The sequence below is a fragment of the Neobacillus drentensis NBRC 102427 genome, assembly GCF_001591445.1.
Classification (GTDB): Bacteria; Bacillota; Bacilli; order Bacillales; family Cytobacillaceae; genus Neobacillus; species Neobacillus drentensis.
Genome location: NZ_BCUX01000008.1, coordinates 195,555 through 218,533 on the forward strand (window position 1 = coordinate 195,555; position 22,979 = coordinate 218,533).

Here is a 22,979-nt window from a genome sequence, read left to right on the forward strand (position 1 = left end):
CCATCCCTATGGTCTATGTCATTTTTTTATTAGATTAATCTTTATTAACCTTTAAAATATGGGCCCCATCAAAGAAAAATAAATACCGTTCTGAGACCTTTTTTTTCCAAATTTGTTCAATTGCTCTTGTATATAAATTAATTTGCATCTTGTATTGGTTCTCAAGGATGGTTTTTGCTTGTTCAAATCCGCCTTTATAACGGTCAGAAATTCGATCTGATTTATAATCAACCAAAACAAGACCTTTTTCATCCTCAAAAACGCAGTCAATGATTCCTTGAACAAACACAGATTCTTCCTCATTTTTCCAAGCAGGGTACACCTCCCGAGCAGCCATGGAAAGTGTAAAGGGCACCTCTCGGTTGATTGACCTGGCCTTAAAATATCGATTTCCTAACTCTGATTGAAAGAATTGCACAATTAAATGAGTGTCAATAATCTCGGCTTGTTCAGGGGTTAATAATTCATTATTAAGCATCCATGTTACCTGTTCCTGAAGAGAGTCTTGACTAACCGATTTAGTTAAATCTACATGCTGCATGACCATATGCATGGCCGAACCACGTTCAGCAGGACTGAGTTGTTTTTCCTGCATAAATTTCGGACGTTTAACGATCGATTTTTTAAAGTGTTTCACAAGATCCGTCCCACTTTGTTCATCTGCCATTTCTCTTTGGCGTTTCATTTCAGAAACAGATTGTTTCGAGCGATGGACAGCGGCATTTGGGAAGGAATATTCCCAGTCTAAGCGCGACTTGATTTCGTCCAGAAATGGGGAAGTGGTCGGGATATGCTCCCCTTTTTGGACCAGTTCAAGAAATTGGTCTTCCTTCATTCCTGCATCTATTTCCTTCTTCTTTATTTCATCTGCACTTATTTGTGAAACCTTCCATAAAGAAGGGTGATTTCCAATTTCCTCTGGAACAAGGACATTTCCCGTACTGCCAATCCTTAATTCATTGGCATCGTGATGGCGGACAAGCGCTGGCCCGATCCAATCAATATAGCTTGTAACCGCTGCCCGTTCATAATCCTTTAATAACCATTCTGTGTTAGAAACAACGTCATTCCATTGATCTAATTTTTTTTGCGAATCCTTTAGAGTTGCGGTTAAATAAAGTTTTTCCTTCGCCCTTGTCATTCCCACATATAGCACGCGCATTTCTTCCGCGAGCATCTCCATTTTCTTTTTTCGTTTAAAAGCAATTTGTGGTAAGGAAGGGTATGAAATTCTTTTTTCCGCATTTACATACTTAGATGCAAATCCGTATTCTTTATCGAGCATGTATGGTTTGCGAACATCGGCCATATTAAAAGTTCGTGCCATTCCCGCCATGAATACAACAGGAAATTCCAGCCCTTTACTACTATGGATAGTCATAATCCGAACCACGTCTTCTTGTTCACCGAGTGCCCTTGCTGCCCCTAGATCGTCTCCTCTTTCTATCATTCTTTCGATAAAGCGAAGAAACCTGAACAATCCACGAAAAGATGTTTGCTCGTATTGTCTTGCCCGGTCGTAGAGTGCTCGTAAATTAGCTTGCCGTTGCTTCCCCCCTGGTAAACCGCCAACAAAATCATAAAATTGAGTATCGCGGTAAAGCTGCCAAATTAACTCGGCCAACGAACCTTGTCTTGCCATTGACCGCCACTCTGTCAGAAAGTCATAAAAGCGGCGAAGTTTTTCGTAAAATTCGGCCGTATTTTGAGCCTCTTTACTCCTACAAAATGCGCTAACAGCCTCCCAAAAAGAACCACGCTTCTGATGAATACGGATTTTTGACAGTTCTTCTTCGTTCAAACCAACGATGGGTGATCGTAAGACAGCTGCTAGCGGGATATCTTGGAATGGATTATCAATAACTCTTAGTAATGAAACCATGATTGCCACTTCAGTAGCATTAAAATAACCCGTCGATAGGTTAGCATAAATCGGTATCCCTTGCTGCTTGAACTCTTCAATGATTTGTGGTGCCCAAGTCATTGAACGAAGCAGGATTACCGTATCTCGGTACATAAGTGGCCGATTGGACTTCGTTTTTGTATTATATACTGGTGTTCCACTTGCGACTAATTCCTTAATTTTCGAAGCAATTACTCTGGCCTCTAGTTGGGATTGTTCTAAACCTGCAACATCAAATTCCTCTGGAACTTGTGCCTCTGGCTCTGCCTCAGCTGTATCAGCTGAACCATTATCTTTAACATTTTGATTAATAAGCAGCAGTTCTACAGGATAGGGCTCTTCTGGATACGGTGCACCGGCACGCAATTCAGCCGCCTCATCATATTCAATTTCGCCCACTTTGATTCCCATAATTTGTTTAAATAAATAATTAGTTGCATCGAGCACTTCTTTTCGGCTTCGAAAATTTCGTGCGAGATCAATCCGAAGTCCTGTAGAATCACCGTCTACTTTAAAGCGGTTATACTTGCCTAAGAAAAGGTTCGGCTCAGCTAACCGAAAACGGTAAATGGATTGCTTAACATCCCCAACCATAAACATATTACCATTGTGCTCATCTTCCTTTGTTACAAGTTTCAAGATAGTTTCCTGGACCATATTTGTATCTTGATATTCATCGCAATAGACTTCTTTAAAATGCCTTTGGTAAGCGAGTGCTGCCTCCGATGGAAGAAATTCTCCTTCTGTTGAGATTTCCTTTGTCAAAATTTCGAGGCAGTAATGCTCTAAATCAGCATAATCAACGAGCCCTTTTTCTCTTTTTACCTTTTCAAAGCGCTGTGAAAATTCTTTCACAAGATGAACCAAAGTTTCTACTAACGGTCGCATTTCTGCCATATCTCGTAAAAAGCTTTCAGGTCTTCGAGAAAATAACTCCTCTTTTAAATCCTGTATCTTTTTCTTTGCTTTATCGCGAAGTTTTTGGGCTTTCTCAGTAAGTTCTTTATCATAGTGATCACCCTTGACCTGTTTTGCCCGTGAAAAGGACCAGTTCTGCATTGCTTGATAAAGTGTTTCCCAAGAGTCCTCCTTGGCAAGCAGAAGAGTATCAATCATTGTTAAGTCATCTAGAAAATTTTCGGCTCTCGGTGCCGGCCCGCCTGGGAGCTTTGTAACTTCCATTCCCCGGTTAATCATTTCCTTAGCAGCTCCTAATTGAAGTTCAATATCAAAGAGAAGTGCCTCTATAAAGTTTAGGTCCGCTATACTATGAATCGATGAAACATCATACATAGAAATGATTGACTGCAAATACTGGTCCGGCAATGGATTTGACCGAGCAAAGTCATAAATAGACCGAACAATATCCATTAATGCAGCATCACTTCGATCACTAGTAAATGAATCGACCAAGTTGAAGAATGACTCATTTTCTTTTTTTCCATATTCCTCTTCAAATAATTCATCCATCACTTCATCTCGGATTAATTGTGCCTCTGTATCATCGGCAATTCTAAACCCGGGATCAATATCGATTAAGTAATAATATTTACGAATGACCTCCATACAAAAGGAATGAAGTGTTGAGATGGAGGCTTTATTCAATAAACTGAGTTGCTTTCTTAGATGCCGCGACCATGGATCCTCATCTATCGCTTTTTCTAACGCTTCTCCAATCCGATGGCGCATTTCAGCTGCAGATGCATTCGTAAAGGTTACCACCAATAATTCATCCACATCAATCGGGGCTTCTTTTGAAAGGATTTTTTGGATAATTCTTTCCACTAAGACAGCCGTTTTCCCCGAACCTGCTGCTGCAGCAACTAAGATATCTCTATCCCTAGCCATAATTGCTTTCCACTGATCATCAGTCCATGTCACATCTTCAGGCTTTGGTGGTATTCCGAAATTACTCATGATTCACGCACCTCCTTCCTTATTAAATCCAATACATCATCCTTTGAGTGGGGTGTGAGAACCCGAAATTGATTCGTTTCAATCGTTTCATCGAATTGACAGACCGATTTAAAGGAGCAGAACGTACAAGGCGTTTTATCCTTTAATTGATAGGGTGCGATGTCTATTTGCCCATCAATAATGGCATTACCTGTTTTCTCGTATAATTTTCGAACATAAGTTTTCAGGTCGTCAAATTCTGATAAACTGGCCACCTTGGATCTTTTTGATAAATTCCCGTCTTTTTTGATACCAGCTGCAATAATTTGCGAATCCCCTGATTCAAGTGTCTTGTCCATAAGCCGAATTACATTTTGGTCGCTTAACATTAATCCATTCATTTTAAACTTTTTCATCATTTCCATTTCGATCTCATCTATCGTCAGCATTTTAGAAGTATTAATGAATGGATTATGAACATGGAAATAGAGAACGCCTGCAGGGCTGGCTTTCATTTCTACCAATTGATTTGAATGGGTCATGACAATATCTAGGTAAGTTAACATTTGCAGGGCAAGTCCATAATATACTTCATTAAAATTGATATCCTTTTCACTCGATTTATAATCGATAACCCGTAAAAAGACGCTATCGTCTTCCCCTTTTGCCTGATCAACTCTGTCTATTCTTCCGGCCAATTCCATTCTCTTTCCGTTTTTTAATGAAAATGATAATGGCGGTAGTTTTCCATTTGGTCCAAATCCTAATTCCAAACCTATCGGTGAGAAACCACTTACTTTTGCGTGCTCACTCAACACGACAGATGCCCGGGTAATAATTTGCTCCAATTTTCGTTTAATATAATGATGGCGCTCCGAGCTTAACAATATTTCGTTTTGCAGCTTAGGTGCTATCGATTTGACGGCTTCCTTCGATAGGTCTTCACATTGCTTCCTCGAAAGCTCGGCCCAAGAAAGATTTTGTTCATTGACAATATCAGCTATCTGCTTTAATGCTGCATGAAATAGTTCCCCAATATCCGGAGCCTCTAAGCGAAAAACTTGCCGATCTCGAAGCTTAAGACCGTGCTGAGCGAAATGAGAAAAAGCACAGGAGTTATATAGCTCCATCCTCGAAACACTGGCTTGAATGGTCTCCCCATATAATTCATCTGCTGTACCTTTAGAGAGTTGGACAGCTGTGTTTGAATAAAAAAGACTCGAAAACACTTTTAGTGCTTTATCCCTTCCTGAGCTCCTAAGGTAATAGTTATATACATCCCACCATAAATCTGAAATTGGATACCCTCTCTTTTTCCATTGAAGCTGTGCATTAAGGTAGGATAAGGAGGTCGTAAAATTTGAAATAAAGCTTAGTTGACTGGGCTCCGACACTTGTGACGGGTCTGTCACATAGAATAACTCCTTCGCATCAGGAAACATATCTTTTATTCTCTTAATATACGAAGAAGGAATTAACGCTTTTCCTTCATCATTCGCCAATGGATAACTAACATAAAGAAATTTTGATGGTGCTGTAAAAGCTTTATATGCCAGAAAATTTTCATCGAGTAAACGAGTCCTGCTGCTTGGCGCAATTTTGACACCTGTTGCAAGAAGCATTTCCCTGTCTTCATCGGAGAGGATTCCTTCATCCGATATTTTCGCAGGCAAAATTCCCTCACTGACTCCGACTACAAAAACGACCTTCATATCATTCAGCCTTGATTTTTCTAAATCCCCAATCAACACCTGATCAAGTGCCGGCGGAATAAGTGAAAAATGTAAGGATTCAAATCCTGACTCTAGAACAGCTGCAAATGCCTTTAGTGTGATTGGCTCTTCTCCGAGTATTTCTACATATTGGTCCAGAAGATCGATTACTGCATTCCATACTTGTTCATGCTCACGCATTTTCACAAGATTTCCTTGTTCATCGGCAGCTGCTTTCCATTTTTCAAGCCTGGCCGGGACATCCAATTCCTCTAGTAATAAATAGATGGCTTCGCAGAGTTTTCGTCCGGAATCAGCCTTTTTCAAGCGTCTTGATAGCCGTAATAACGGTGCACTTACGATAAGTTTTAATTCATTTAACTCTTGCTCCATTTCTCTTTCCACATCAGTTTGAGAGTTTACTTCTAATTCCAGCCCTCTAATCCGCCGATAACTCCAGCGATCCTTTTTTGTCCATTTACTTCCGTTAATTCCGTATGCTAAACAATAATTTTCTAGTTTGTCCATTTTCTCTCGCATTTTCGCAGGATTTTCCTGAAGAGGGTATAGCAGTTCTGTCTTTATTGCTCTAAACACCGGCTCATAGCGCCAGAAGGAATTAATGACTTCAAGGCTTGATCGAATTAACTCAATCAGCGGATGGTTCATCATCGTTCTTTTTTGATCAATAAAATAGGGAATCTGATAATCGTCGAAAACCGGTTCAACAATTTCATGATAATCCCCGCCATTCCGGATTAATAATGCAATATCCCTGTAACGGTATCCTTTTGTCCTGACCAATTGGCGAATCTCTCTGGCAATCCCTTCAATCTCAGCTCGACGGTTTACAGCTTGGCAAATTGTAATTTTTGTCTCACCAAAATAAGATTTGATAGGCCGTGCATCAAAATTCCCCTCAAAATGACCCAACGACGGCTCAGTCCATTTTTTTTGTTCTTTTAGAACGACTATCGGCTTCATTTCAATCCCATTCGCTTTAGCTAAATCATAGAGAGAATAGCTAGTCTCACCAGATAAGCGGAACAAATCGAGTTCGTCCGGCGGGGAATCAACGGAGTCCTGATCAGTCGTCAGTGCGATTGAAACGTTTTTACAATGCTTCATCAATTCCAGCATTACTCGATATTCCTGCGGTGAAAAACTATAAAAACCATCAATATATATTTCTGCATTTTTTAAATAGGTTGAGAAGGACACTTTCTCCGACAGGAGTTGAAAGTAATCCTCCGAATCAATATATTTACCAAAGACTTCGTCTTCAAACTTTTTATAGATAATTTCTAGATCCTTAAGTTTATCATTGAGAGCATTAGACTCCGTTGCTTCTCCATCTGCTTTGGAAAAACCTTGAATTAGTTCATCCGGACTGATGCAGTAGCGTTTAAATTCGGTTATCATTTGTTCAAGCTGCTTGATAAAACCATTCTTATCTGCTGCTCGTTGAAAAAGCTTTAGTTGATCCTTTTGCTCTTCGATAATTTTACGAATTAACATACTCATCCCGACACTGCTTAAATGAGTTCGGCTAATTCCGCCTGTTTCTTGCAAGATACGCCACGCCAAGCGAGAAAAACTATAGACTTGAGCACGAATCATTCCACCAATTGCCGGGTCAGTTGCCAAGCGATATTCAGATAAAAACGTCATCTGTTCCGGAACAATATAAATAATCGGTGCGCCCTCTGGATTTTCCTCAAGCCGCTTCTTTATTTCATCCAGAAACATAGCTGTTTTGCCGCTTCCAGACCGCCCGATTACCATTTTTAATGACATATTAAAACCTCGCTTTCCACAACCACTCATAAACTTTGTATCTTTCATTCTACCATAAAACAAGCACAAACGTTTGGATTACTACAAACAGATTTGAGCCATAAATGGTAATTCTAACATATAAAATCAAAAAAACACGATTGAATAATCGTGCTCCTTACTACATCTATTTATTTAAAAATGTACGTCCATTTCGTTTAATGGCCAGTAGCGTAAATCAACTTTACCGACAACTTGACTTGCCGAAATGAAACCGAATTGACGGCTGTCCCAACTACCTAATCGATTATCGCCAAGGACAAATAATTTCCCATCGGGAACTATATTTTCACCAGTAATTTCCTTTAAACTGAAATCTCCAGTAATCCTGATTCCCGGTGATTTTTGTTTATAAACATTTAAAAATGGCTCTTCATACTTGTGCCCATTGATATACAATAGATCATCACGATATTCGATCTTATCCCCCGGCAGCCCAATAATCCGTTTGACAAAATCCTCTTTTTCATTGGCATGAAACACAATCACATCAAATCTGTTCAATTCACCAACTTGATAACCAAGCTTATTAACTACTAGCTTGTTCCCATCCTGCAGCGTCGGCATCATTGATTCGCCTTCGACTACATAATTTGAAAAGAAGAATGTGCGAATAAAAGCAAAAATAATGATTCCAATTGCAAAAGCCTTAGCCCATTCGATGCCTTCCTTTTTCCATTCAATCTTCATTAAAGCTCCTCCGTTTCTCCTGCTTATTGTTTCTATCTATTTCACCATTATGGTCAGTTTCCGTGCCCTTATTCATTCTGTTTTCAATTCTTTTGCCTACAAACCAAAGAATGAAAATAATAAGCAATACTACAACAGTCCGAAGAGGCTTCGTCAGCAAGGATTGAATATCATAGCCAACGAAACTAATCGTGAAAATCATCACCATTTTCCCAATACACACGGCAAGCATGTATTGGGAAAATCGAATTTTGGAAAGACCAGCGACAATGTTTACAACAGCCGAGGGTGTAAATGGAAAACAAAGCAGTAAAAAGAGCGGTCCAAATCCATGACGGTCTACCCAGTCCATTAATTTACGGACCTGAGGGTGCCTTGGCAAAAAGGATAATAACCTTTTTTGCCCGTACCTTCTAATTAGCGTAAATACGAGCAATGCTCCGATACAGGCTCCAAGCCATGAATACAAAAATCCTAACCAAAGTCCAAAGGCACTGGCATTAGCCATTACAAATAAAAACAATGGGAGAAATGGCAGGAACGCTTCAATGATAATAAGCAATATCCCTGGAATGGGGCCTAGGGCTCGATATTCTTGAATAAGACTCATAATATGTTCAAGCGTAAACCACGCTTTTAGTGATTCCATATCCATCCGGTTTCTCCTCATTTTTCTACTAATTAGCTTCATCAGTTATTATTTTGTAATAAATTGATGGAGGGCTTCTTTATTTTTTTCGACATTAATATCTAATACTGCTCCCTCCCCAGCAATTCGAGCATCTGAATAGCTATTTTCGACAGGAATCCGTAACGTATCGATAGTTCCTCGATTCTTCGAAAAGAAATCCTTCGCCATAAAGGTTATGTCTGAAGTGTTCATATTTGTATTCACATAAGGCTTGACGACTCCAATTAGCTTAGGAAGTTTTGGAATCGTTTGTAAACCCATCATTTGATCTCCAATCGCCTTTACTGCCTTTTGTTGGCGTTCTACCCTTCCAAAATCTCCAATGGCATCATGGCGATAGCGAACATATCCAAGCATTTCCTTTCCATTTAATTTTTGCAGACCTGGCTCTAAAGTTACATCAATATTTTTAGACATTTTTTTCTCAACATCTATCTCTACCCCATTCGGGAATGCTTCATCTATAAGTTGTACAAAGCCTTGAAAATCCACAATGACATAGTATTGAAGGTCAATATCAAAATTTTGCTTAATCGTTTGTCTCATTAATTCTGGTCCGCCACGTGCAAATGCGGAGTTAACTTTATGCTTACCATGCCCGGGAATTTCGAGGTAACTATCCCTCATAATTGAAGTTAACTTAAAGGTCCCTTTGTCTTCATTATAATGAACAATCATTATCGTATCTGCACGAGACGTTTCCTTCCCCCTTGCATCACTTCCAAGCAAGAGGATATTCGTACCTCCGTACTGATCCTTTTGTCCTTTGAAGGTATAGACAACATTTGAAGCTTTTTTATCCATTTTTCCTAACGATTGGTTTACACCCTGCTGGTATTGAAAATATGCATAACCTGCCACTGCCCCGATTAGCAGTAGGAATACTAATAAAACGGATGGCCATCTTCTTTTTTTCTTTACTTGATGTTTATCAGATCTCATTGTTAATCACCTATTCATTCATGTTTTTTATTCTCCTGTATATATGACCGATGTATCTTTTTAGTGGTTTCTTCATTTAATTCATTTTCCCCTATCAGATATCCTTCTATTAATAAAAACTTTCTCATATATCAACGGAACATTTCAATAAATAAAACTCGCCAAATGACGAGTTTTCGTAAATGTAATGCACTATTGCTTTTGAAGGTTCTTTTTTGTAAAATAAAGAGGAACATTTGTTCGTCAGTAATGAAAGGTGTGAATGAAAAAATGACCAGAATCCCCGAAGATGATCGAGATATAATGGAAAAGGCTATGTATTTACCAATGGTTCTAATTATCTTAAACCGGGATATAACCGTCATAGAAAATAGTCCGTTTAAATTAAAACAACCATATTTGGATTTGATTGAAGAAACGATGAAGGAAATCCAGAGGGAATTGGCTGAGGTTAAACTATATATGAAAAAGAATAAACTTCAGGTGATTGAAACAAAACGGGACGATGCTTTTACACTGTACAGGTTTATTTATAAAGGCTATGAAGAAAACCATAATTACTTTAATCCAAGAATCCGCAACAAGGTCCAAGAATTAATGGAGGCCTATTTATTAAAAAAACATCTGTCCCGCTAATAGTTTTGAAATTCGTACCTCTTATTTCGGGTCGTTCGGATGAAAATCATCACCATAATCATTGGATCTTTCCAAAGCATTAAACATCCGGGGCTCGTTTGGCGTATAAATTGTCTTTTTTCCATTACTTTCTATTCTTTGCAAAAGTTTTGTTTTTAGTAATGAGGTCCTTAGCATTTGCCCCTCAATTGTACAGAAAGAAACTGGAAAAACATGGGATTGTTTATTGCGGAATAAAACCATTGTTTTTTTTGAGGATACTCGGCGATAACTCTCAATATGCCCAAGCGAAATCCATATACACTCCGGAACTAGCGGCGATGCAGTTGGAAAAAAATAGATGTGGTTAGTTGCTTCAATAACAATTGGGATTTTTCGATCATAGCCAATTAATTGTCTTGTTCCCCTTTTCCTGCTTTCGTAATCGACACCAAAATAACTACAGCCTTTTTTGATAATATCCAGTGGTTTAAAGGGAGATAAAAATTCATCTTCTACTTCTACAGCACGTGAATAAACTTTACCACCATATACAACTGGTTCTACAAACATCGTACCTGTATTTATTTCATATTCTTCAATCTGTGGATGCTTCAACACATTCAACTCCTTTTTATTATACCCACCATATCTTACCACTACTGGTTTTTAATTCCTCCACTTTTCTGAATTGTTCTTAATTTATTCACAAAATTTACGGAAAAGAAATATTTATCAGAAAATTATAAAAACTAATGATATTCTTCAAAAAAAACCATATAATTTTAAAAAGTATCAGAGGTGATTTTCATGAATGAAAAATCATACACGGAATTAATGAAACTTGGTGCCATGAAACGAAATCGTCTGAAAGAGAACTTCGTCCAAGATTTGTACATCGAAATGCTGTTGTCCGAAATTCAACTGACAGTAGAAAAAGAAAAATTATTACAGAAAATTGATTTGGCTATTGATGGTCGAGACAAAAAGTCATTTCTCCATCTCTCCGGACAGCTCAAAGAAATTAACAAACGATTCGGGACTTAATATTTTTTTAGCCGTCAAAGTTTGACGGCTTTTTTTTTGGTACGAACAATGGCAAAAAAAGAGCTGTTGACATAGTAAAATAAGCGGAGATTTTCCGGTTAAATGCAAAATGGAGCTCGTTTCGGGGTATATAAGCGGAATTTTTCCGGTTATGCAAAGAAAAAGCTTCCCTTTTTGGACTTTTCGGGTCAATAGGCGGAATCTCTCCGTCTATTTAAGCCTTTTTTAATAATAATTACGAATTAAGCGGAATTTTTCCGTCTATTTATTAGCTCGGGTGATTAACCTGTGCCCCCCCCCCAACCGATAGGTGCGGATCCTCCGATCCTCAATTGCTATGTCAAAGTTAATGAAATTTCGTAGAAGCCTTGATAAATAAAAAAAAGACGTATGCGAGTCATACGTCAATTCTTGTGTCTTTTACTAAGAAAGCATCCGAAATCGGAACCCTTTAACATAAACGTCGGCAGCTCTTTTAATGGATTGTTTTATTTTTTTCTATGTTTGATCTCATAATCTTCAAGCATCGATATCCTGTCGAGCATGGAAGGATGAGTGTACCTGAAAACTTTCACCAATAGCGGCGGGTTCACTTGACTTAAACCAGATCGGGTTAACTCCTGGAAAGAAGTGATGGCTGCTTCTGGATTTTTGGTCATCTCAATCGCATATTTATCGGCCCGTGTTTCTTGATAACGAGAAGTAAAATTGGTTATTGGACTTGCAGCAAACAAGAGCATCGATAGGACCATAAAAAATAATGGCAGAGAGCGGATATCTCTTGTGTCTGAGATTTTCAACTCATTTCCCCAGCGTTTTGCTACCCAATTCATAATCCTATAGGTCAAATACAATCCCAGCAGTGAAATCAGCAAATAGCCGGCGATTCCAAAATAAATATGCTTCTCGACATAATGGCACATTTCATGAGCCATTATAAATAAAATTTGACTATCAGTTAATTTATTTAATGTTGTATCCCACAGAACAATTCGAGCATTAGAGCCAATCCCCGTTACATAGGCATTTAAAGCATTCGTTTCATCTGACATATTTACTTCAAATACATGCTGTGCTGGAATTTCAGCCTTATCAGCCAGAGTCAAAATTTTTATTTCTAATTCTTTATTTTTTAATGGATAAAAGTCATGGTATAACGGATCAATTACGACTGGCTGGAGAAACATCATAAACAATGTAAACGGAATGGATAGAAGCCAACCATAAAGCCACCATCTCTTTTGACTTTTCTTCATAAGCCAGTATAGTACCGGCACAATAATCAGCCAAGTCCCATAATTAAGCCAAAAGTCGATCAACTCATCCTTCATCCAGGAAGCGAAACTTTGGGTTGAAATATTATACGTTTTTGATAAAGAAAAACTAATATAACTTAAAGGGAATGTCGCCAAATAAGCGAAAAATGATAACCATATAAGATAAATAGCTGTTTGAAGCAACTTATACTTTGAAGAGTTTTCTGCCCAGTTCTTGAATGCCTTTGAAAATCCGAATAATAAAATTAAGAAATAAAATAGCCATTCAAACGGAGTAGATAAGAAAAACAGTAAGTTTCTTATTTTGGAATACTCCTCACTCAGCATAAGTTCCCTTCCATTTAGAAATGTCGACGGGTCAGCTTTAGACCCCTCATATTCAAACGGCAGGTTTGTATTTGCGAAATAGAATAAATACCAATAAAAAAATAAGCCATATAGAATGTAGCCCAAAACCGCATAGACTCCCATTTTCCTCACCATGTTTTGTCCCCCTTTGTGTACAAACTATCTATACTTAGTTTAGTTAAAAAAGGACAAATTAGAACAAAAACAAAAGTCTGTTTTAAGCAGCTTACATTAAGTACGAATATAAGGAAAGGACAGCGATTGAACCGAGGACAACAACTATGACGTTGGCTCCCAAAAAGGCAACGATAAAGGCAGCCGCAGCACCTAATACCCCATACCAAATATCTTCCTTTTGAATAAAGAGAATCGCAGGGAAAATTAATGCCCCCAAAGTGGCATAAGGCACATTTTTTAATACCCCTTGAATAAAAGGAGGGAGCTCTTTCCCTTTAAATAAAACGAAAGGTATCATCCGTGGAATATATGTAACTAATCCCATACCAAGAATCATCCAAACTATTTCAGTCTTCATGATGTACACTCCGATTCCTCATTTTTATTACTTCAGCTGTTTCGATGATTATGGCTGATAAAAGTGTAGCTGTAACAATTGCCCAGCCTTGAGCCATAAAATGACCCATTGTAAAAATAGAATTAAAGATGGCACCAAGTATCGCCAAAAAAACTACTTTTACACTTTTTTTCATCGAGGGAACCAGGAGTCCAATAAACATCGCATATAGCGCGACCCCCATGCTTTCCTGTAGTGTTTTGGGCAGACTTGCCCCAATCAAATGACCCAGTCCAGAAAAAACTACCCAACTGGAATAGGAAACCGAAATAACACCGAATAAATAGCCTGTTGCCGCCGTTCCCTCTTTAGTGGCAACAACTGAAAATGTTTCATCTGTAATGCCAAATGAATAAATCAACTTATTAAGGAGATGGTCCTCCTCCACTTTTTCATTCAATGAGGTACTCATTAGAAAATGCCGAATATTTACAATGAAGGTTGTTAAGATAATTTCAAATATTCCTGTCCCGTAGGCGATAAGGCTTAGAGAAATATATTGGGAGGCGCCTGCAAACACAATCAGACTCATTAAAACTGTTTCATATATGGATAGTCCTGAAGTTTTAGCAAGAAGACCAAAGGTCAACGCAATCGGAAAATAACCAATTCCAATGCTTATCCCTGCTTGAATACCTTTTTTATATTCCGACGATTCTCTACTAATTGCTAGATCCGACAACTCTCTTCCCCCTTATTGCTCTCACTCATATAAAAATAAATAATAACAAATATTCAGTAAAAACTAAATAAAAAACATGGCGCTATACACCATGTTTCGATTTTTATATAAAAATTACTTACTTACATTTTGAGAAACCTGAACCTTTAGAGCCCTTCTTAGGATTTTCCCAGTTGTATTCTTTGGCAGTTCCTCAATAAATTCAATCGATGAGGGAATTTTATATTTAGCCAAGTGCTGACTACAATATTTTATTAATTGCTCTGCGGTTAGCTCTGGATTCTTGCTGACCACGTAGGCTTTAACAGCTTCACCGAGATTTGGGTCAGGAACGCCGAGTACGGCCACCTCTACCACATCTGAATGATTATAAATAACCTCCTCCACTTCACGTGGATAGACATTGTATCCTCCAACTAAGATGAGATCCTTTTTTCGATCGACAATATAAAAGTATCCATCTTCATCCATTCTGGCAAGGTCACCGGTATGAAGCCAGCCATTACGAATTGCGGCAGCCGTTTCTTCAGGCATTTGATAATATCCCTTCATTACATTAGGACCGCGAACGACAAGTTCCCCGACCTCGCCAACGGGTGCTTCTTCACCCAACTCATTAAAAATTTTATTTTCAACACGCAGAATGGAAGTTCCGATTGAACCAGGTTTGCGCGGTCGATCAAGCGGATTAAAGCAAGTTACCGGAGAAGCTTCTGATAGACCATAACCTTCAGATACAACAACATTAAATTTTTGTTCAAAGTTCTTCAAGAGAGCAACAGGTAACGATGCACCTCCTGAAATGCATAAGCGTAAGGATTTTAGATCTTCAGTTTTTCCATCAGGGTTTTGAAATAGAAAATTATACATGGTCGGCACACCTGCAAAAACTGTGGCCTGATATTCATTGATTAACTCAAAAATTTCCTTTGGACTAAATTTGGGTGCAATTAGTAGTGTTGCACCGCTTAATAAGGGTGCATTTAGAGCAACTGTTAAGCAGAAGACATGGAACATTGGAAGAACCGTTACTACTTTATCATCGGAATTCATTTTCAAATATTCGCTCACATCTTTAGCATTACTATACAAATTTTTATGAGTTAACATCGCACCTTTTGGTTTGCCTGTTGTCCCTGAGGTATAAAGAATAATGGCTGTATCATCATCTTTGGGCTCCGGTCCCATAAAGGTTAATTCACCGGAAGCGACCACTCCTGTAAACGATTTCATTTTTGAAGAGCCTGATAAGCTCTCAAATTTCGATTCAACCCTGCTATTGGGGACTGTTTCACAAAAAATATAGTGTTCTATTTTTGGAAGGGACGTATGCATTTTTTCTGCTAATGGGATGGCCATGTCAAGCGCGATCACTGCCTTGACGTCACCGTTATTCAAGATGTAGCCGATTTCATCTGCAGTATAAATCGGATTCACGGGAATTACAGTTACCCCTAACCGTAACGCCCCGTACAAGCTGATCACAAAGTGTGGTGAGTTACCCAACAACAATGCAATATGATCCCCTTGTTTTACCCCTAATTTTTGGAGACCCGATGCAAATTTCGTAATCGCACCATCTAATTCAGCATAAGTACAAGATTGATCCATAAAATAATAGGCTGGTTTGGCGGCATAGTTCTTGGCAGATTCTTTAAACTGTGTTAAAAGATTCATTGTTCTCCCCCTGAGATGAATGAATACTCATTCACAAAATAGTAACAATTTTCTAAATATATTATATTAAAAGTAATGAATCTATTCAAGTATAATACTAGAAAATTTAGACAAAAAAGAAAACACAGCGTAAAAATGCTGTGTTTCTCTTCTTAATATAAAAGATTTAAAAACTCATCTTTCGCTACATTTCCAAAATAGTGGGTCGTGTCAATATCGGCAAGCGCCTTCTCGATTTCATTTTTGTCGTAACGTGCGCCTATTAATTTATCTTCAATCTCACATACCTCACCCACACCAAAAAAGTCGCCGTAGATTTTACAATTTTCGATGACCCCTTTATTTACTTCAAGACGGACATCAATTGAGCCTACAGGAAAACGATGAGAATGCTGCAAATTAAACTTAGGTGACCTTCCATAGTTCCATTCCCAGTTTTGATAGCGTTCTTTCGATAACTGATGGATCTTTTCCCAATCCTCTTCCCTCAAAACATATTCGGGAATTCCTTCTTGTCCTTCAAAAATATTCTTTAAAAGTAGCGACCGGAATTCACTAATATCCAACTTTTCAGTGAGAAACTCAGAAATATTGGCAACTCGGCTCCGGACTGATTTAATTCCTTTTGATTCAATTTTATCTTTTTTGACTTTCAACGCGGAGACTACGTTTTCTATTTCTGAATTAAGCATTAGCGTACCATGGCTAAACATTCTGCCCTTCGTTGAAAATTGGGCATTACCAGAGATTTTTCGTCCGCCAACCTCAATGTCATTTCTGCCGCTTAATTCTGCATTTACGCCTAATTTCTTTAATGCGGTGACGACCGGCTCTGTAAATTTACGGAAATTATGAAAACTCTCCCCGTCATCCTTGGTAATAAAACTAAAGTTTAAATTGCCTAGATCATGATAAACGGCTCCACCGCCAGACAACCTGCGGACAACTTTAACTCCATTACTCTCTACATATTCCGTATTAATTTCTTCAATTGTATTTTGATTTTTGCCAATAATAATCGATGGTTCATTTATGTAAAATAATAAATACGTTTCATTGATATCAAGATTTTTCAGCGCGTACTCTTCAATTGCTAAATTTATTTGCGGATCGGTAATACCTTTATTATCGATAAATAACATCATTTACCACCCCTTCTTATAGTGAAATAGTTTGAAATTCTTCTGCAAGCATAATTATACCAGTAAATTCACTAGATGCCTCGGTTATTAACTCAGATACAGACCCATAATGGGGTAAATGTGTAAGAATTAATTTTTTAACACCTGCTTTTTGCGCAAATTTCCCAGCATCGATACTGTTCATATGTCCTGCCGACTTTCCGTTCTGGTGTCCATAAAAGTTGCATTCACACAATAATAGATCAGCATTTTGACCGAACTCGATGAATTCATCTTTAAAGGAACTGTCAGCAGTGTAGACAATCGCTTTTCCAGCCGCTTCAATTCTCATTGCATAGCATGGGACCGGGTGATCTGTTTTTAAAAATGAAACTTGAAATGGACCAACTGTGAGTATCTCATTAGGATGATAAGCAACACCTATTGTAATTTCTTTGTAGGTTAATTTACTAAATTCATATGGATCGAGCTCATGACCATATAGGGGCAGGTTTGGAGTCTTCTTTCCTAATAACCCTTGGATTAATCTCGCATGCTGTAAAACACCAATATCCGCAATGTGATCGGGGTGATAATGCGAAAGTAAAACAGCATCAAGTTCTTCGGGTTGAATAATGTTTTGGAGCTTACTAAGGACTCCGCTCCCACAATCAATTAAGAGCTGAAATCCCTCATGCTCAAGTAAATAACCGGAACTAGCTGCATTCTGTTTCGGATAGCCCCCCCAAAAACCAATCACAGTGAGTTTCAATTAAATTCCTCCCATTCAAAGTTTATATACCTAATATACTCTATCTTTTTATGAATGAACAAAAACCAGCCGAACTATACGGCTGGTTTTTGTTTATTCTTATTCAGTCATTTGGTGTCTAAATTTATGATTATATCTAATGGTAAAATATGCGATTGTTCCTAAAGAGAATGCAATCAAATAACCTAATAAAATCATGAAATTTTGCCACATGAAACTGAAGTCCCCACTTGATATCACTGCTTTAAAGCCTTGTACAGAATATGTCATTGGCAGAATAGCATTAAAGTGCTGTAGGAAGTTCGGGATTAATTCAAGTGGGAAGGTTCCCGCACTAGTGGTCAATTGTAAAATTAAGATAATAATCGCAATAAAGCGTCCTGCATCAGCGAATACCGATACAAGGAGCTGAACTAAGGCAATAAACACTAAGCTCGTCATTATCGAAAAAAGAATAAATTTTGGGACGCTTTGTACATCGAGACCTAACCCACCAAGAAGAATCACATCTGCCAGTAACGCTTGAAATACTCCAATCCCAGCCATGATAGAAAACTTACTAGAAAACCAGTTAAATCCATTGGCGGGAGCAACCGCAGTATCACGAAGTGGGAAGACAATGGATAGAAGCAGTGCACCAACAAACAAACCTAACGAAAGAAAGTATGGTGCAAAACCGGTTCCATAGTTTGGGACATGATTAATTTTTTCATTATCCAGCTTTACTGGGTCGGCCATCATATTATAGGTCTTTTCATCGGAGTGGACTTTGGCAACTTCTTTGCTTCCATCTGATAACTTATAAGCTAATTCTTTAGCCCCATTAGAAAGTTTGGATGTACCTTCTTTTAACTGATCAGAACCTTTAGCCAATTGACCGGCGCCGGATGTTAGAGCAGAAGCACCGCCTGTTAATTGATTCATCCCATCTGTAAGGTCAGAGGCACCCGCTTTCAACACACCGGAACCTGTGGCTAATTGGCCAGTTCCAGTTGTAATTTTATCAGCACCAGCTGCCAGCTGACTCATCCCGGCAGAAAGATTATTAGTGCCATCAGCTAATTTTGATGAACCAACATATAAATCATGAATCCCTTTTTGTAGTTCTTGCTGACCGCCATTAATTTTACCAATGCCAGTGATCAATTGATCAAAATAAGGGGTTGTTTGTGCTTTAATTTTATCTTCCAATCCCTTTGATGATCCTGCTAATTTTCCATCTACCCCTGTTTTGAATTGGTCAAAGCCTGTATCCATTTGAGGCTTTAGTTCAGATAAAATTTGCTTCTCTAACTGTTCTTTCGTTGGTGCACTTTTTTGCTCATTAGCCATTATTCCTTGCACGAGTGCAGGGTCTACCTTATTTTCAATTAAGGTTTGGGCTAATTTCTGCATTTTCCCCGTTTGTTGAGTAATCGTTTGATCAGCTATTTGGGATGCTAATGTGGTCATTAACTGTGATTGAAATTGATCGATACCCGCATTGAGCTCTCCAACACTTCCTGTCAATTCTTTTTCAATCCCGGCAGCAATCCCGGCGGGAAGGTCCCGTTTTAATTGTTCGGCACCTGCTGATGCTTCTTTCGTTCCTGCAATAAGCAACGGTAGATTGGCATCCGCTTTTGCTAGCCCTTTTTTCAGTTCCGTGGAACCTGTTGCTACTCGTTTAGAACCTGTAGCTGCTTCTTTCACACCACTGTCGAATTCAATTGACTTATCTGCTAAAGTTGCAAGTCCGTTATATAGTTCCTTCGAACCAACCGCAAGCTTGTTAGAACCTGCATCCGCTGATTTCATTCCATCGTTAAACTCAATTGATTTCTCAGCAAGTGTTGCAAGTCCTTTATTTAATTGCTTAGACCCTAAATCAAGGTTAGCTGAACCCGCACTTAATTGACCTGCACCATCACTTGCCTTTACAACACCATCGGCTAGCTCACTGATTTTATCAAATATAGTTTCAGCATACGTTTCCGTAACTTTTTCAGCCACCGCTGTTTTAATTTTTTCTATAGCTGTGCCGCCAATTTGAGCGGACAGGAAGTTATACCCTTCGTTAGGGGTATAGATTAATTCCAGCTTTTCCGGTTGCTCATCCAATAATGTGGTTGCGTTTTTAGAAAAGTTTTTCGGTATTTCAATGACCATATAATACTTTTGATCTTTTAAGTTTTCATAGCCCTCTTCTTTATCTACAAATTCAAAACCAAATTGCTTATTTTTCTTAAGCTTTGAAACTAAATCATCGCCAAGCTTCAGGTGATTCCCATCCAGTGTTGCCCCTGCATCTTCATTCACAATGGCAACGGGAAGATCATCCAGTTTGTCGTAGGGGTCCCAGAATGCCCACAAAAACATTCCCGCATATAATACTGGAACAAACATGACAGCAATAATCGGGATTAACAATTTTTTATTTCTTAGAATAGCAAGGAGCTCTTCCTTAAACAGTATGTTTTTCACTTATGATACCTCCTTTTATAATTATGACCATTTTGTTCATTTAGTCATTATCTTTCAAAAAATATGGAATATCTCATTGATACTCCAATAATGTCTACTAATCAAAATCAATAAAAATGACTGATTGAGTAATTTGGTCAGTTAATACTTTTAGAGTATACATCGATTCATACCTGTTTGCAAGCAGAAAAAAGAAGCTGTTATCCATGAACAGCTCCTGTTGAGGTATCTTTTCTTTTTAAATAATCAAGGACGTTTTTAACTGCTTCCTCACCCTGGTCAATGCAATCTGGAAGTCCAACACCGCCATAGGAAGACCCTGCTAAAAATATACCTGGTAATTCCGTTTTCAATTGCTTATCAATGTCTGTTAACCGTTGCTTATGTCCCACAGTATATTGTGGCATGGAATTTTTCCATCGTGAAATAATTGCAAAATCCGGATTCATTGTGATATCCATGGTTTTCTTCAAATCATCTAAGACAATTTTTATAATTCTATCATCTGAAAGGTCGACGATTGTTTCATCTCCAGACCTCCCAACATAACAGCGGAGCAGTACTTTCCCTTCTGGAGTAGAATGAGCCCACTTTTTATGGGTCCAAGTACATGCTGTAATTGAATAGTCACTATTTCTAGAAACAACGAAGCCTGTTCCATCAATATCATTTTTCACTGCTTCTTTAGGAAATGCTAAAGCTACTGTTGCTACTGATGTAGATGGGACCGATTTTAACGGATCAAAAAAACTATATTCTGCAAACATCGCTTGCGTTATTTTATGTGGCGTCGCCGCAATGATGCTATCAGCAACCAATGTTTCCCTATTATTGAGATAAACTTCATACTTATTCCCAACTTTAGTGATTTTGTCTACACGGTGCCCTTTTAAAATTGACCTTTTATCTATTTTTGCTTCTATAGCTTCAGCAAATGATTGAAGTCCAGTTTTAAATGTTAAGAAGGCACCTTTAGCTTTTTCCTTATTTTCAGGTTTTTTGGGTTGTGAAGGGGCGGATTTTTTCATCCCAATGATCAGGCTTCTGTATTTCTGTTCTACCTCATAGAATTGCGGAAAAGTGGACATGAGACTTAATTGATCAATATCCCCCGCATAAATCCCTGATAATAATGGTTCAATTAAATTCTCGACCACTTCATCGCCTAGCCTTCTTCTGAAGAACTCTCCCAATGATTGGTCTTTTCCGCTTTCGGACCGAGGTAAAATGAAATCTGCCGCAGCTCTTAGTTTGCCGGGAATAGAAAAAAGACCTGTGGTGAGAAAAGGTCCTACTTCGGTTGGAATTCCCATGATCGAACCACCGGGCATTGAATGAAGTTTCTCGTTAACTAACACGAATGATTTTCCCGTGGAATTATGGACTAATTGATCCTCCATCCCCACTTCCCTAGCTAACCTAGTAATACTTGTCTTTCGGGCTAAAAATGAATCCGGCCCTCTCTCAATTGTATAACCATCCCTGATAACAGTTTGCATCTTGCCTCCGAGACGGTGTGAAGCTTCGATTAGTTGGATCTCAATGGGGAGATTATATTCCTGAATTGCTTTTTGAAGATAAAAAGCTGATGTGAGCCCAGCAATTCCTCCCCCAATGATGATAATCTTCTGTTTTTCTTCTGCCAAGGTACTCACCTTCTTCCACTAATCTGAATCTTACTCAGTAGCCATATTAAGAACGACGGTCGCCAATGCATCAATAAATTCATCCTTTGCATTTGGCATTTCCGGGCGGTAGTAACTTGCACCTACTTCTTCCGTCACTTTTCTACATTCATAATCATTATCATAAAGCACTTCAAGGTGTTCACATACAAACCCTACAGGTGCATAAACAAATGCTTTATAATGATGCTCATTATATAAATCCCGAGTTAAATCCTGAACATCCGGGCCAAGCCATGGTTCTGGAGTTTGTCCGGCACTTTGCCAGCCGACCACATAATTTTGTATTCCCGCCTGTTCAGCAATTAAGTCCGCTGTTTCTTGCAATTGGTTCGGATATGGGTCGCCAAACTGGAGAATTTTCTCAGGCAGACTATGTGCGGAAACAATTAGAACGGCCTCGTCCCTTTCCTCTTGCGGCATCCCTAAAAAGACCTTTTTTACTTTATCAACCCAATATCCAATAAACTTTGGTTCTTGATACCAGCTATCAATTGTTCTGATTTTTAACTTTCCACCCAATTTTTCTGCTTCTTCTATGGCTCTTCCATTGTAGGACTTTATGCTGAAAGTTGAAAAATGCGGAGCAAGAACGATACTGATAGCTTCTTCGATGCCGTCAGCATCCATTTGTTTCACTGCATCTTCAATAAAAGGAGTGATGTGTTTTAAACCAAGATACATTTTAAATTCTATATCTTGTTGAATATTATTTAGATGTTTTTCGAGTTTTTCTGCTTGCTCAAGAGTAATCTTAGCTAACGGAGAAATACCACCAATCGCTTCATACCTGCCACGAAGTTCTTCGATCATTTCTGGTGTTGGCTTTCGGCCGTGTCGAATATGGGTATAATATCCTTCTAAATCATCTAAAGTATATGGAGTCCCGTAAGCCATTACTAACAGGCCCATTTTCTTTTTTGTCATGTTCGCACCTCATTTTCAAATCTATTCGCTTTTTCCCATTTTAAAAAAATCGTTTGGGTCCGGGCCATTAAAAGCTGTATTGCCCTCAATGACCCATTATAAAGCAGCCGATATTATTGTG

17 protein-coding genes are annotated in these 22,979 nt (G+C 38.5%); 2 read left to right on the plus strand and 15 right to left on the minus strand.

What is annotated here, in order from left to right:
- Positions 1–34: 34 nt before the first annotated feature.
- The 5 genes from addA to BDR01S_RS04850 form a co-directional block, all read right to left on the minus strand.
- Positions 35–3,820, minus strand: a complete 3,786-nt coding sequence (gene addA / locus BDR01S_RS04830; RefSeq protein ID WP_066252026.1) for a helicase-exonuclease AddAB subunit AddA — start codon at positions 3,818–3,820, stop codon at positions 35–37.
- On the minus strand, positions 3,817–7,308 hold the full coding sequence (gene addB / locus BDR01S_RS04835; RefSeq protein ID WP_066252024.1) for a helicase-exonuclease AddAB subunit AddB: 3,492 nt from the start codon (positions 7,306–7,308) through the stop codon (positions 3,817–3,819). The genes addA and addB overlap by 4 nt, the downstream gene beginning before the upstream one ends.
- A 174-nt stretch (positions 7,309–7,482) precedes the next feature.
- Positions 7,483–8,037: a signal peptidase I gene (gene lepB / locus BDR01S_RS04840; RefSeq protein WP_066252022.1), complete on the minus strand. Its 555-nt coding sequence runs from the start codon at positions 8,035–8,037 to the stop codon at positions 7,483–7,485.
- Positions 8,027–8,692 (minus strand): TVP38/TMEM64 family protein, encoded by a 666-nt coding sequence (locus BDR01S_RS04845; protein WP_066252021.1) that lies wholly within the window; start codon positions 8,690–8,692, stop codon positions 8,027–8,029. Before BDR01S_RS04845 ends, lepB begins: the two co-directional genes overlap by 11 nt.
- Before the next feature lie 42 nt (positions 8,693–8,734).
- A complete protein-coding gene (locus BDR01S_RS04850; RefSeq protein WP_066252020.1) occupies positions 8,735–9,670 on the minus strand; it encodes an LCP family protein in 936 nt (311 codons plus the stop codon).
- A gap of 270 nt (positions 9,671–9,940) precedes the next feature.
- Here BDR01S_RS04850 and BDR01S_RS04855 point away from each other — a divergent pair, with 270 nt between their 5' ends.
- A complete protein-coding gene (locus tag BDR01S_RS04855; protein ID WP_066259791.1) occupies positions 9,941–10,306 on the plus strand; it encodes a YhjD family protein in 366 nt (121 codons plus the stop codon).
- 21 nt (positions 10,307–10,327) lie between these two features.
- Here the strand turns inward: BDR01S_RS04855 and BDR01S_RS04860 are convergent, their stop codons facing one another.
- Complete coding sequence (locus BDR01S_RS04860) at positions 10,328–10,906, minus strand: competence protein ComK (RefSeq protein WP_235846492.1); 579 nt, start codon at positions 10,904–10,906, stop codon at positions 10,328–10,330.
- 189 nt (positions 10,907–11,095) lie between these two features.
- On the opposite strand from BDR01S_RS04860, the gene BDR01S_RS04865 reads away from it, so the two are divergent.
- Entirely contained in the window at positions 11,096–11,332 is a 237-nt protein-coding gene (locus tag BDR01S_RS04865) for an IDEAL domain-containing protein (protein ID WP_066252017.1), read from the plus strand.
- A 488-nt stretch (positions 11,333–11,820) separates the two neighbouring features.
- Here BDR01S_RS04865 and BDR01S_RS04870 read toward each other — a convergent pair whose 3' ends face one another.
- The 9 genes from BDR01S_RS04870 to hemH all read right to left on the minus strand — a co-directional run bounded on the left by BDR01S_RS04870 (position 11,821) and on the right by hemH (position 22,858).
- Entirely contained in the window at positions 11,821–13,092 is a 1,272-nt protein-coding gene (locus BDR01S_RS04870; RefSeq protein ID WP_066252015.1) for a M48 family metallopeptidase, read from the minus strand.
- A 91-nt stretch (positions 13,093–13,183) separates the two neighbouring features.
- Positions 13,184–13,492, minus strand: a complete 309-nt coding sequence (locus BDR01S_RS04875) for an AzlD domain-containing protein (protein ID WP_066252012.1) — start codon at positions 13,490–13,492, stop codon at positions 13,184–13,186.
- Entirely contained in the window at positions 13,482–14,213 is a 732-nt protein-coding gene (locus tag BDR01S_RS04880) for an AzlC family ABC transporter permease (RefSeq protein ID WP_066252009.1), read from the minus strand. Before BDR01S_RS04880 ends, BDR01S_RS04875 begins: the two co-directional genes overlap by 11 nt.
- Before the next feature lie 114 nt (positions 14,214–14,327).
- The gene (locus BDR01S_RS04885; RefSeq protein WP_066252006.1) at positions 14,328–15,890 is read right to left on the minus strand and encodes a fatty acid--CoA ligase family protein; all 1,563 of its coding nucleotides are present in this window, start codon (positions 15,888–15,890) and stop codon (positions 14,328–14,330) included.
- A gap of 152 nt (positions 15,891–16,042) precedes the next feature.
- A complete protein-coding gene (gene lplA / locus BDR01S_RS04890) occupies positions 16,043–17,032 on the minus strand; it encodes a lipoate--protein ligase (protein WP_066252003.1) in 990 nt (329 codons plus the stop codon).
- A gap of 16 nt (positions 17,033–17,048) precedes the next feature.
- Entirely contained in the window at positions 17,049–17,783 is a 735-nt protein-coding gene (locus BDR01S_RS04895; RefSeq protein WP_066252002.1) for an MBL fold metallo-hydrolase, read from the minus strand.
- Between the two features lie 99 nt (positions 17,784–17,882).
- A complete protein-coding gene (locus BDR01S_RS04900; protein WP_066251998.1) occupies positions 17,883–20,246 on the minus strand; it encodes a YhgE/Pip domain-containing protein in 2,364 nt (787 codons plus the stop codon).
- A 200-nt stretch (positions 20,247–20,446) separates the two neighbouring features.
- Positions 20,447–21,892: a protoporphyrinogen oxidase gene (gene hemY, locus BDR01S_RS04905; RefSeq protein ID WP_066251995.1), complete on the minus strand. Its 1,446-nt coding sequence runs from the start codon at positions 21,890–21,892 to the stop codon at positions 20,447–20,449.
- Positions 21,893–21,922: 30 nt separating this feature from the next.
- On the minus strand, positions 21,923–22,858 hold the full coding sequence (gene hemH / locus BDR01S_RS04910) for a ferrochelatase (RefSeq protein ID WP_066251992.1): 936 nt from the start codon (positions 22,856–22,858) through the stop codon (positions 21,923–21,925).
- Between the last annotated feature and the right edge of the window lie 121 nt (positions 22,859–22,979).